Raw genomic sequence first — 12334 nt, 5'->3', positions numbered from 1 at the left:
TATGTCAACCACTGGTCACTTGGTTGCGCTGTAGCTCCTGCCGCAGCTCCAGAACAAACTCGCGCCGCTTCCATTTCGTCAAAAACCGCCCTACTTCGACCCTGGTGCCAAGCGCCTCGATGTCTATCAGGCCCTTGTTTGTCTCTTGCACCGCAATCCGGATCGCATGTAAATCCAGCTTGAATCGTCGAACTTCCTGTGCCTGTATCAATTCCACAAGCAGGTAATCGTCCAGCATAGCTATGTGCTCGCGGTCCGTGGCGTGCCATGCATAGACCAGGAATGCGGCAGCAACCGCCGCCATTTCCAGGACCGCAAACACCAGGACAAACCAGGCGCCGTGCAAGGTAAAGCCGATCGCCACGGCAAACGACGTGGCGCAGAGGATTGCATAGAAAAAACCAAGTTGGCGCGGCGCGATTGCGCAGTTACGCCTCAAGTCCCATTCTCGCTTAATCATGATGCACTATCGACACCGAGCAAGTCGCCTGTACGCACAAGCTAAAACCTTCGAAGTATAAGGGGTAACCGAAGATGTTATCAAGGAGAATCAAATCCTTATACCCGCTACACGCATGCCCTCAAAACCGCGTTTTCATCCCCGTACGGAGCCGCTTTCCCCCATGGCAAACCATTCAACTATCGCCTTGCCGATATGTTTCATATAAGAAATTTATTATATTGAAAAAAACCAGGATTGGCAGCCCCACACCGCGTCCCGCCCTGGAATTAATTAGGGTCAGAGTCGAATTATTGTGGCCAATCCAGCGAGATGCTGGTTTTCCGTGTGATGCGGTCAATCACTTCAGTCCGGTCATGGCCTCAAATAAGCGTAGCCCTGCGACTGCAGGTCGGCGAGCAGCACAACCGCGCCTTTGTCGGCAACGCTAAAACCCGGCAGCAGATCTTTCAGCGATACGTTCTGTGCCTTCATGGTATTGACACAGGCACTCAGCCCGAGTCCCATTTTTGCCAGCTCGGCCACGTGCGCGCTCAATTCCGGGCTTGCCTGCGCCGAGTGAAACGCCTTGAGCGCCGCGCCATGTATGACCAGATTGATCTTGACCTGGTCCGGCCCGCCCATGCCGTCAAAGTGATTCTGGATATTGCCGAGTACGAAACCGGTTTTATCAAGTTCGCTCAGGTGATAAGCGACTTTGGCTTTATCCACGCCCGCAGCGTTTGCCGCATTGGCGCGCGACGCGGTTCCGGCAAGGACCGCCGCCGCGCCGATTGATGAAAACATGGTCCACAGAATGTTGCGTCGCTGCATATTGGCTCCCGGCTGGAAAAACGGACAAACAGGATAACGTCGATTTATCCGCGCGATTGATCAGCGCATCAACGTTATATCAAATCTGCCAAAGGATGGTTTTTCCCGGACCACGGATCGCTGAAAAAGCCGTTGCCCCAATCGTTGGTGACCGCAGCCAAAGTTGCGGGCTGCCATTTCGGCTGGCGGTCCTTGTCGATGATCAGGGCGCGGATGCCTTCGGCAAAATCGGTGCGGGCGGCGCAGTGGAGGGAAACCACATATTCGAGACGGAATATTTCCGCCAGCGACATGTGCCGCGCCCGTTTCTGCAGGGCGTGCGACAGCCAGGCCGAAGCGGGGCTGCCGGCGGCCAGGGTGGCGATGCCTCGTTGCAGCCACTGGTCATCGGCTGCCAGCGTGACGATATTTTCCACCACTTCCGCCAGGGTAGGCGCGCTGCATAGCTGGTTGATCAATGCGAAATGCTGCTGCAGCGGAGCCGGTGCGCCCGCGAAAGCTGCCGCGCCCTGGTCCTGGGCATCCAGCAAAATCCGGCTCAACAGGACATCGTCCTGCCCGCCGTCCCACGGCTGGCTCAGCAAAGCCGCCAACACCGCCTGCTTTTGCGCGTGGCTGACCTGGTAATCGGCGAGCCGTGCAAAAATGGCGTCGGCCGCACCGATGGAGGCGCCGCTCAAGGCCAGGAACAAGCCGACCTGCCCCGGCATCCGGTTCAGGAACCAGGTGCCGCCCACGTCCGGATACAGGCCGATCGTTATCTCCGGCATCGCCAGCCGCGATTTCTCGGTCACCACGCGGTGGCTGGCGCCCGCCATCAGGCCGATGCCGCCGCCCATCACGATGCCATGGCCCCAGGCCAGGATAGGCTTGGAATAAGTATGAATCAGGTAATCGAGCCGGTATTCGCGCTCGAAAAAATCGCAGGCATAAGTATTGCTGCGGATGTCTTCCTGCTTGCCCGCTGCATGCTGGTCGAGCATGGTGCGATACAAACCCTGCAAATCGCCGCCGGCGCAAAAAGCCTTTTCGCCGGCCGCCTGCAGCACCACCATCGCCAGTTGCGGATCGGCGGCCCACGCACGCAACTGCTGGTCCAGCAAATCGACCATTTCCAGCGATATCGCATTCAGCGTCTTTTCGACGTTCAGCGTGGCGACGCCGATGCGCTTGCCATTTTCAGCCGTCAGCTCTTCGAACAAAGCCGGCGCCATAGTCACTTCTGCCATCATTGATTACTCCATACAGCCGGACGTTTTTGCAGGAAGGCATTCACGCCCTCCTTCTGATCTTCGGTATCAAACAGGTCAAGGAACAATTCGCGCTCCACCGGCAGCAAGTTCGCCAGCGGATTGCTGCGCGCGCCCTGGATCAGTTTCTTGCAAGCGCTGATGCTGGACGGGCTCTGTTTGGCAACCTGTTCAGCCAGCGCCAGGGCGCGCTGCCGGACCTCGCCTTTCTTGACCACTTCTTCGACCAGGCCGATGCGCAGCGCCGTGTCGGCAGTGACCCGCTCGCCGCACAAGATCATGCGCTTGGCCCAGCCTTCGCCCACCAGCCATGGCAGGTTCTGGGTGCCGCCGGCGCATGGCAGAAGACCGACCGCGGCTTCGGGCAAAGCCATCTGCGCGTGCTCCTCGGCGATGCGCAAGTCGCAGGCCAGGGCGCACTCCAGGCCGCCGCCCATGGCGTAGCCGTTGATGGCCGCAATCGAGACGCCGCGGAAACCGGACAGGGTTTCGAATGCCTCGCCGAAGCGGCGCGCCATGTCGCGCGCCATGACCTTGTCGCCATCGGCAAACAGTTTCAGGTCGGCGCCGGCACAAAAGAACTTCTCGCCTTCGCCAGTGAGCACCAGGCTGTAGATATTCTTGTCCGCGTTCAGGTCCTGGACCAGGCGCGTCAGGTCGCGCAAGGCAGCGCCGGTCCAGGTATTGGCCGGCGGATTGGCCATCGTGACGATGGCGGTGTGGCCGACGATTTCCAGCCGCAGGTTGGTATAGATCGTGTCAGTCATCGGATGTCCTCGTTGGATGCGTTGCCCAGCAATTGGCGGGCAATGATCACACGCATGATTTCATTGGTGCCTTCCAGGATCTGGTGCACCCGCACATCGCGGAAATGGCGTTCCAGCGGATACTCGCGGATGTACCCGTAACCGCCGTGGATCTGCAGCGCTTCGTTGCAGATCTGGAAGCCGATATCGGTGGCAAAACGTTTCGCCATCGCGCAGTAGGTAGTCGCATTCGGGTCCTTGGCATCCAGCTTGCAAGCGGCCAGGCGCACCATCTGGCGCGCTGCCACCAGCTCGGTCTGCATGTCGGCCAGCTTGAACTGCAGCGCCTGGAAATCCGACAGCGGCCGGTTGAATTGCCGCCGTTCGCTCATGTATGCATGCGCTGCATCCAGCGCCGCCTGCGCGGTACCGACCGAGCAGGTAGCGATATTGATGCGGCCGCCGTCGAGGCCGCGCATCGCCAGGCGGAAGCCTTCGCCCTCTTGCCCCAGCAGGTGGTCGGCGGGAATCCGGACATTGTCGAAACTGATGGTGCGCGTCGGCTGGCTGTTCCAGCCCATCTTTTCTTCCTTGCGGCCATAGCTGATGCCTGCCGCATCGGCCGGCACCACGAAGGCGGAAACGCCATGCGCGCCGCCGGCGCCGGTGCGCGCCATCAGCACCAGCACATTGGTGGAACCGGCGCCGGAAATGAATGCCTTGGAGCCGTTGATGACGTAATGGCCGTCGGTCAGCACCGCGCTGGTCTTGAGGGAGGCGGCATCGGAACCCGAACCGGGTTCAGTCAGGCAGTACGAACCCAGCTTCTGGCCGAGCGCCAGCTTGCCGCACCACGCATCTTTCACTGCCGGCGTGGCCCAGTTGGCGATCATCCAGCTCACCATGTTGTGGATCGTCAGGTAAGCCGTGGTCGAGGTGCAGCCGCGCGCCAGTTCCTCAAACACGATGGTGGCGTCCAGCCGCGACAAACCCAGGCCGCCCACTTCTTCCGGCGTGTACAGGCCGCAGAAACCCAGTTCGCCAGCCTTGGCGATGACATCGGTCGGGAAAATGGCTTCGGCATCCCATTTGGCGGCATGCGGCGCCAGTTCTCCTGTGGCGAAATCGCGCGCGGTCTGCTGGAACGCGCGTTGCTCCTCTGATAATTCGAAATCCATGGTGGTCTGTCTCCAAAGCGGATGGGTATGGGTGATTGCTGCTGCCGGCAATTTCTATCCCTGCAGAATAACAATAATTGACGTTAACGTAAACGTCACCCAATCCCTTTGGACGAAAAAAAGCGACGGGGAGAATGCCGTCGCCTGAAGCCGCTTACCAACCTTGTGTCTATTTAGGCATCAATACGGTATCGATCACGTTGATCACGCCATTCGACTGATTCACGTCATAAGTACTGATATTGGCGCTATGGCCGCCCTCATCCATGACGGCAATATTGTGCGGGCCGTTTTGCATGAAGGTCAGCTTGCCGCCGCTGGCGGTCGCCAGCTCAGCCTTGCCATTGCCTTGCTTGATGGCGCTTTCCAGCTTGGCGTAACCGTAGCGGCCCGGCACCACGTGATACGTCAGGATTTTGGTCAGGGTTGCCTTGTTTTCCGGCTTGACCAGGGTTTCCACGGTACCGGCCGGCAGCTTGGCGAAGGCGGCATTGGTGGGAGCAAAGACCGTGAACGGCCCCTTGCCTTTCAGCGTATCCACCAGGCCGGCGGCCTTTACCGCGGCGACCAGGGTGGTGTGGTCGGCCGAATTGACAGCGTTGTCGACGATGTCCTTGCTGGGATACATGCTTTGTCCGCCGACCATCACGGTATCTTCTGCATAGGCCGCGCCGGCGGCCAGCAGGGTTGTGGATAAAGTCAAAGCATAGGTAAGTTTGCGCATGATGATTCCTTTGAAAGAAAGTCAGTTTTCGGAGCCTGCACAGTCATATACGCAACTGCCCCGAAACTGGATTCGCCGGATTCAAAAAATCATGCAATAAGATAGCGATGCCGATCTGGCATCCGCCGGAAGAAAATGAAGTAAGCCGATAGGCCGGATTCTGTTACGACGCCCAGGCTTGCGCCCTCGCGTTATGACAACCATTCCTCTAGGCGCTGGATTGCTCCAGCGCTCAAGCTCTCTACCCGCACGCTCCGCGAGCAACATCAACGCGTGCCTATTTGAGATTGCTCCGGGTGGAGGTTACCGCGTTTCACCGTAACTTAATACGCTCGTCTCTGTGGCCCTATTCCTCGCCTCACGGCGGACGGCCGTTAACCGTCACCCTGCTCTATGGAGTCCGGACCTTCCTCCCGCCGGCGCATTGCAACGCCGGCCAGCGGCTGTCTGGCTTACTTCAGGCGGCATTTTACCGCAATGAGGGAGCGCAGCCGTGCTATTTCATTGCACTTGCGTCATCTTGCTCGGCCAATGATGCTAAAACGGCATGAGACAGAATATTTGAGCGTACGTATAGTAGCTTTGTGCGCTGCAAGATCGCAGCAGCCGACATCACACCCCCAACAGGACAGAACACATGCACATCTGCGTACTGGGCGCCGGCGTCATCGGCGTCACTTCCGCCTACCGGCTGCTGGAAGCCGGCCATCAAGTCACACTGGTCGACGCCGAAGCGCTGCCGGGCAGCCAGACCAGCCTCGGCAACGGCGCCCAGCTGAGCTTCTCCTATGTCGCGCCGCTGGCCGATCCGTCGGTCTGGACCCATTGGCCGGAATACCTGTTCAGCGCCGCTTCGCCGCTCACCCTGCGGCCGCAAATGGATCCCGCCCAGTGGCGCTGGCTGTTCAAGTTCCTGGCGGCCTGCAATACCGGCCGCGTCCGGCAAACCACCATCGACCTGTTGCGGCTGGCGTTCTTCAGCCGTGAACAATTGCAGCAGCTGACGCAAGTGCAGCAGCTGGATTTCCAGCACCGCCGCGCCGGCAAGCTGGTGATGTACGGCGACGCCAAAGGCCTGGAAGGCGCGCGCAAACAAATCGAGTTCCAGGCCCTGCATGGCTGCCAGCAGGAAATCATCGACGCCGCGCGCTGCATGCAGATCGAACCGGCGCTGGCCAACGCCAAGCGCGACTGGGTCGGCGGCGTGTACACCCCGAGCGAAGAGGCCGGCGACTGCGCGCTGTTCTGCCGGCAACTGGTCGAAGCCATGTCGCAACAGCCGGGTTTCCGCTTCGCCCACTCGCAACGCATCCACAAGCTGGAAATGCGCAACGGCGCCTTGACCGCGGTGCACGCTGGCCAGGAGCAGATCGCCGCCAATACTTTCGTACTGGCGCTAGGCGCCGCCAGCGCCGGTTTTGCGCGCCATGCCGGCTTCTCGCTGCCGCTTTATCCGCTCAAAGGCTACAGCATCACCGTCCCCTTGAACGACGCCGCCACGCAAGCCGCAGCGCCGCAGGTATCGATCACCGACCTGTCCCGGAAAATCGTTTACGCCCGGCTGGGAAACCGCCTGCGGGTTGCGGGACGGGTGGAACTGGTCGGCATGGACCGCAGCATACCGGCCTCCGCCATCGATGAATTGAAGCGCGGCGCCAGCGAATTGTTCCCTGGCTGCGGCGACCTGTCCGACAGCGCCGGCTTGTCGCCGTGGAGCGGATTCCGGCCGGCGACGCCGAGCGGCGTGCCGCTGATTTCCGCCTCGCCGGTCAAGAACCTGTACCTCAATGTCGGCCACGGCAGCCTCGGCTGGACCCTGGCGCACGGCAGCGCCAGCTTGCTGGCGCAGCTGATCGCGGGCGGAGCAACCTCCATCGACGCCGCCCCTTTTGCATTCAGCACCTAACCAAGGATAGCCATGAAACTCATCACCAACCAGCAAGTCGCCGAACTGATCAACACCAGCGACGCCATCGGTGCCATGCGGGACGCTTTCGCCGGCATCGGACAGGGCGCGCAACAGGCCAGGATGCGCACCAGCGCCGGCCCCGTCATGATGTCCAGCATGGGCGCGCTGCTGCCGGCCGCAGGTATTGCCGGCTACAAGGTCTACACCACCATCAACGGCAAATTCCATTTCGTCACCGTGCTGTTTTCCACCGAAGACGGACGGCCGCTGGCGGCAATCGAATCCGACACCATGACCGGCCTGCGCACCGCCGCCGCCACCGCAGTCGCCGCCGACCACCTGGCCAGGCAAGACGTCGCCACGTTGGCCGTGATCGGCACCGGGGTCCAGGCCCATTCGCATGTACCGGCCTTGCTGGCGGTGCGCAAGTTCAAGGAAATCCTGATCGCCGGCCGCAGCGGCCAGCAGCAATTCGCAGAAAAGGTCACGCAACAGACCGGCATCCCGGCGCGCGCCGTCAGCCTCGACGAGGCGGCCCAGGGCGGCGACGTGGTGGTTACCGTGACGCGCTCGGCCACACCGCTGTTTTCCGGCGAGTTGCTGCAAACCGGCGCCTTCGTTGCGGCGGTCGGCGCCAGCAAAGGCAACCTGCGCGAACTCGACGACCGTGCGATCGCCCGCGCCAATGCGCTGGTGGTCGAATGGAAACCGCAGGCGCAACAGGAAGCCGGCGACCTGCTGCTGTGCCAGCCCGGCACTTTCGCCTGGGACCAGGTGTGGGAGCTGGGACAGATTGTCGACGGCAGCAGCACTTACCAGCGCCAGCCGGACGACCTGGTGATCTACAAGGCGATCGGCGTCGGCCTGGAAGACATCGCCCTGTCCGGCCTGGTTTACCGCCGCGCCTGTGAGCGTTTCGGCTGGTAAGGGGCTGTTAGCGGGATTGCTTGCCGACATCATGCCGCCGGTCTAGAATCGGGCCACCGACGACTACTGGCGACATGTGCACATGGAATTCCACCTGCTGAGCTTCCTGAAGACCGTGCTGTTTGTGCTGGCAGCGCTGTTGCCGATCATGAACCCACCCGGCGGCGCGCCGATTTTCCATGCGCTGACCATCTCCGCCTCCGACGCCACCCGCAACTCCCTGGCGCGCGGAGTCGCCATCAATTCCTTCCTGCTGCTGGTAGGCGGCATGTTCATCGGCACCCATGTGCTGGCTTTTTTCGGCCTGTCGCTGCCCGTGGTGAAAGTCGCCGGCGGCCTGCTGGTGGTGGCCACCGCCTGGAAAATGCTGAACTCCGATGAAACGCCGATGGCGGAAGCGGTGCCCGCATCGCTGTGGACCGAACAGCTGGCCTCGAAGAAGGCTTTTTATCCGCTGGCGTTTCCGCTCACCGTCGGCCCAGGTTCGATCTCGGTCGCCATTACCCTCGGCGCCGGCATACGCGTGCCGAGCGTGCCGCTGCCGCTGTCCATGATCGCCGCCGTCGTCGGCCTGGCGCTGGCGGCACTAGCAGTCTATCTCAGCAACCGTTTTGCCGGCGTCCTGATACGCTTGCTGGGCGAGACCGGCACCACCGTCATGCAGCGCATGACTTCATTCATCTTGCTGTGCATCGGCGTGCAGATCCTGTGGGATGGCGTCAGCGGCTTATTGTTGCTGGGGCAAGCGCACTAAATCACTTTTTCCCGTTTTGCAGAATTCTAGTGATAAGATCATTGCCTCACCAACTCATTAGGAGCACACGATGCTGAAGAAAATGATGATAGTTGCAGCGATGTTTGGCATGCTGGGCGCGCTGTCAGCGTGCAATACGGTCGCCGGCATGGGCAAGGATGTGCAGACCGGTGGTGAAAAGGTGCAAGACGCGGCACAGGACGTGCAAAAGAAAATGTAATTCAGGCGGATCGGGCGGGGACGGGCAGCGTTACCGGCCGTCCCCTGCCACCATCCTTGCAACAATATCCAGCAGCATAAAGTCGCCTCGTCATCCAGGACCCGGCAAATCTCCATCCTGATTTACGTGACTGAAGTAAGTCACATGTACTCCAACACCACCTAATTTTCAGGGTCAATCAAAGACACTTTTTGCAAGAATGACGGTGACACATTGCCGCCGTGGTCAGTGTCGTCACCAGCGGCAATAATTTTCAGAGACATGCTGATCTTTCATGACAGCTCCATTTTTCAGCGGTCAATCAGCTTTGTTCTGCCTTAATGACGCTCAACGTAAACTTTGTTCCACACAGCATCAAGATGTTTTTTATACATTGCATTTTCAGGCAGCAATAAAGACTTATCGTAGGTCTTCTCTCCACCGTAAGGCTCCTGGCCTTGGATGATTATTTGAGATTCACCCCTGATGGCGAATTTCTCCTTACCTTTCCGCATAATGATTTTGACGGTGCTAGGATCAATGCCTCCACCACAAAACATCTTATATGGAACAGTGACTTCGGCGATGCCGTCATTGTTCAAGTCAGTAAACGTCACGTTCTTTGCGAAAAAAGATGCGCTGGAATCCAAACCAGGACAGTCGACAAAATCCGTGATAGCCCATTCTTCAACCCAACCCGTATTTTCCTTGGCATAAAAAACAGCACGCAAATCTATGCGCTCATTTTTTGAGTTATTTTTTTCCGTTTTCGACGGTCCATCTTTTTCCGTCAAGACCAATATGTGCTGACCTATCTTATCTTGTACGCTAATCGCAGAAATTAAATTCCCTTTTAGCTCGATATGTCCTTCGGACAGAATTTTTTGATCAATCTTCGAGGTCATTATTTCCGCTGAAAAAGCAATATTACAATTCGCGGAAATAAAGAGAACTATTAGTATGACTACATAAGAAATATTTTTTTGCATAGTTACAGGAGTCCAATAGGGGGCAAATTAATAGTTAATTTACGTTCACCTTGAACTGATCGACAGGTTTCCACAGGCGGTTGACAGGCTCGGTAGGTTCCAAGGCCCAAGCGGGTGTCAAAGGCAGTGCCAATGTAGCTAGCAGAATGCCAAGCGCACGGCGGCGGGATATTGGGACCATCGTCGTCACCGCATTCATGGAAGCGCCACTGCGTCGCTCGGTGCGCCAGGCACTGCGACTCGGAACTTCAAACCTTCCAGCAGCTTGTCCCATAGGGCCAGGGCTTCTTCGTCGTCGACGGAAGCGGCAGATGCCGCACCAATGCGGTTCGCCTTGACCTTGCTGTACATCGTGACGTCCAGCATGGCGGGCTTGGCCACGTTGCCTGTTTCGCCGATGAATTTCCATTCAAAATCATGAGTACCGTCTGCACGACGCACCAGCGATTCCTCACCAGCCCAACCGTGGACGATACGTTTTCCTTCACGCAAAGTAGTGAGCTTAGGGTAATTTTCGCCCAGCTCCTTGCGTCTATCATTGATTTGTTTGAGCAGGCTGTGGCCATTACTGCCTTGAGTGCTGGCATTTTGGTTGCTCTCCACACTGAAGGTGATGTCTGGTAACTCCGGGAGGTAGAGTCCAACTTGAGATAGCACTTGGCCCTTGTCACTTGCTAGGCGAGTGAAGCCGAATTCGTGGCACAAGCCAGGTTCCGTGGGAACTTCGTCGGGGGCACGAGGACGAAGGTTTTGAGCAACCTCAATGGTTTTCGCCGTGATGGATTCAACAGTTGAATTCTGGCTCTTAGCAGTAGCCCCGCCTCCGACAAATATATGCGGACCAACTATATAGTAGGTATCAAAACTCTCTAAACCATACTTCGGAGAAAATTCGTCCTCGTAGTACCGAATCCACATCACATTGGATGCCGGGCCTGGGCCAAAGTAGTTAATCTTTGCGGTCTTGTCCTTCGCCAATATCTCTGCCCGCCTAGCTTCCATAATCTGCTTGATATCCTTGGCTCTGTTCGGTAGCGTCGGGAAATCCGAGCCAAATATCAGCTTGGCGTCTTGAGGTGCCAGCAATACATATCGCCCAAAACACAATAGTTTAGATTTGGAAAACAGTTTTTCGATTCGTTGATTCATCATCGATTCTGTGATCAATTCTTCTTTCCCCATCACGTCGCATTGTGGGTAGCCATTCTCGACAACGTAGTTCTTTCCAAGCTAGCGTGCAGGAGTCCAATGAGGACAAATTAATAGTTAATTTACGTTCACCTTGAACGGATCGATAGGCTTCCACAGGCGGTTGACAGGCTCGGTAGGCTCGAAAGCCCAAGCGGGTGTCAAAGGCACAGCCAATGCAGCGATCAGAATACCAAGCGCACGGCGACGAGATATTGGCACCATAGTCGTCACCACATTCATGAGAGCGCCACCGCGTCGCTCGGTGCTCCGGGTACCGCGACTCGGAACTTCAAGCCGTTCAACAGCTTGTCCCACAAGGCTACCGCTTCGTCGTCGTCAACGGAAGCGGCAGATGCGGCTCCAACGCGGTTGGCCTTGACCTTGCTGTACATCGTTACGTCCAGCATGGCAGGCTTGGCCACATTACCTGTTTCGCCGATAAACTTCCATTCAAAATCATGGGTGCCATCAGCACGACGCACCAGCGATTCCTCGCCGGCCCAACCATGCACGGTGCGTTTGCCTTCGCGCAAAGTGACGATTTTGGGATAACTTCCACCCAACTCGCTACGCCTATCATTGATTTGTTTGAGCAGGCTGTGGCCATTACTGCCCTGAGTGCTCGCGTTCTTGTTGCTTTCGACACTGAAGGTCACATCGGGCAGGGTCGGCAGCAGCAAGCCGGTCGCAAAGTATTCCTGTTTGTCGTAGGGCGCATCGCGCAAGAAACCGTACTCAAGGCACAGGCCGGGCTCTTTAGGCACATCGGATGGTGTCCTCGGACGCAGATTGGAGGCCAGAAAAATCGTTTTCTGAGTAATGGTCTCGACGGTGCTGTTGACGCTCTTGGCGGTCGCCGTCTGCCAACGAAAAATGTGCGGGCCAACAACATGATAAATCCGAAAGCCTTCTAGTCCTACTTGCTTAGCAGCTGCATCTGCATAGTATCGAATCCACATTACGTTAGGAGCTGGGCCTTCGCCTGAGAAATTGATCGTCGCAGTCTTGTCCTTTGCAAGTATCTCGTCCCGCTTTGCCTCCACGATCTGCTTCAGGTCCTTGGCGCGATTGGGAAACGTTTCAAAATCATCCGTCCCCCAAATCAGCGTCGCATCCTGCGGCACTTCAAGCACATAACGTCCAAAGCAAAGTAGCTTGGAGCGGGTAAAGAGTTGTTCGATTCGTTGGTTCATG

At 57.9% G+C, this 12334-nt stretch carries 13 protein-coding genes and 1 other RNA gene; 4 read left to right on the top strand and 10 right to left on the bottom strand.

The window, feature by feature from the left end; all coding sequences use genetic code 11:
- Positions 1-4 precede the first annotated feature (4 nt).
- From CFU_RS02850 to rnpB, 7 genes are all read right to left on the bottom strand, one after another.
- Positions 5-460, bottom strand: coding sequence for a DUF2244 domain-containing protein (locus CFU_RS02850; RefSeq protein WP_014004544.1), 456 nt, complete (start codon positions 458-460; stop codon positions 5-7).
- Between the two features lie 354 nt (positions 461-814).
- A complete protein-coding gene (locus CFU_RS02845; RefSeq protein ID WP_014004543.1) occupies positions 815-1273 on the bottom strand; it encodes a DsrE family protein in 459 nt (152 codons plus the stop codon).
- Between the two features lie 74 nt (positions 1274-1347).
- Positions 1348-2505: an enoyl-CoA hydratase/isomerase family protein gene (locus CFU_RS02840; protein ID WP_014004542.1), complete on the bottom strand. Its 1158-nt coding sequence runs from the start codon at positions 2503-2505 to the stop codon at positions 1348-1350.
- Entirely contained in the window at positions 2502-3290 is a 789-nt protein-coding gene (locus CFU_RS02835; RefSeq protein WP_014004541.1) for an enoyl-CoA hydratase, read from the bottom strand. The genes CFU_RS02840 and CFU_RS02835 overlap by 4 nt, the downstream gene beginning before the upstream one ends.
- Positions 3287-4447 carry an acyl-CoA dehydrogenase family protein gene (locus tag CFU_RS02830; RefSeq protein WP_041741143.1) on the bottom strand — a complete coding sequence of 387 codons (1161 nt, stop codon included), beginning with the start codon at positions 4445-4447 and terminating at the stop codon, positions 3287-3289. The genes CFU_RS02835 and CFU_RS02830 overlap by 4 nt, the downstream gene beginning before the upstream one ends.
- Before the next feature lie 169 nt (positions 4448-4616).
- Positions 4617-5171 carry a fasciclin domain-containing protein gene (locus tag CFU_RS02825; protein ID WP_014004539.1) on the bottom strand — a complete coding sequence of 185 codons (555 nt, stop codon included), beginning with the start codon at positions 5169-5171 and terminating at the stop codon, positions 4617-4619.
- Between the two features lie 133 nt (positions 5172-5304).
- Positions 5305-5630: RNase P RNA component class A (gene rnpB, locus CFU_RS23550), an RNA gene on the bottom strand.
- A gap of 178 nt (positions 5631-5808) precedes the next feature.
- Between rnpB and CFU_RS02820 the strand changes: the two genes are divergently transcribed.
- From CFU_RS02820 to CFU_RS02805, 4 genes are all read left to right on the top strand, one after another.
- Complete coding sequence (locus CFU_RS02820) at positions 5809-7077, top strand: D-amino acid dehydrogenase (RefSeq protein WP_014004538.1); 1269 nt, start codon at positions 5809-5811, stop codon at positions 7075-7077.
- 12 nt (positions 7078-7089) lie between these two features.
- Positions 7090-8007 (top strand): ornithine cyclodeaminase family protein, encoded by a 918-nt coding sequence (locus CFU_RS02815; protein ID WP_014004537.1) that lies wholly within the window; start codon positions 7090-7092, stop codon positions 8005-8007.
- An 82-nt stretch (positions 8008-8089) separates the two neighbouring features.
- On the top strand, positions 8090-8761 hold the full coding sequence (locus CFU_RS02810) for a MarC family protein (protein WP_050808457.1): 672 nt from the start codon (positions 8090-8092) through the stop codon (positions 8759-8761).
- A 70-nt stretch (positions 8762-8831) separates the two neighbouring features.
- Complete coding sequence (locus tag CFU_RS02805; RefSeq protein WP_014004535.1) at positions 8832-8981, top strand: entericidin A/B family lipoprotein; 150 nt, start codon at positions 8832-8834, stop codon at positions 8979-8981.
- 317 nt (positions 8982-9298) lie between these two features.
- Here CFU_RS02805 and CFU_RS02800 read toward each other — a convergent pair whose 3' ends face one another.
- The 3 genes from CFU_RS02800 to CFU_RS02790 form a co-directional block, all read right to left on the bottom strand.
- Positions 9299-9949, bottom strand: a complete 651-nt coding sequence (locus CFU_RS02800; RefSeq protein WP_014004533.1) for a M949_RS01915 family surface polysaccharide biosynthesis protein — start codon at positions 9947-9949, stop codon at positions 9299-9301.
- A 195-nt stretch (positions 9950-10144) separates the two neighbouring features.
- On the bottom strand, positions 10145-11131 hold the full coding sequence (locus CFU_RS02795; RefSeq protein ID WP_041741142.1) for a T6SS immunity protein Tli4 family protein: 987 nt from the start codon (positions 11129-11131) through the stop codon (positions 10145-10147).
- A gap of 245 nt (positions 11132-11376) precedes the next feature.
- Entirely contained in the window at positions 11377-12333 is a 957-nt protein-coding gene (locus tag CFU_RS02790) for a T6SS immunity protein Tli4 family protein (RefSeq protein ID WP_041741141.1), read from the bottom strand.
- Between the last annotated feature and the right edge of the window lies 1 nt (position 12334).

Source organism: Collimonas fungivorans Ter331 (assembly GCF_000221045.1).
Classification (GTDB): domain Bacteria; phylum Pseudomonadota; class Gammaproteobacteria; order Burkholderiales; family Burkholderiaceae_D; genus Collimonas; species Collimonas fungivorans_A.
Note: the sequence above shows the minus strand (reverse complement) of the source record. Positions and strands in the feature narration are given on the sequence as shown.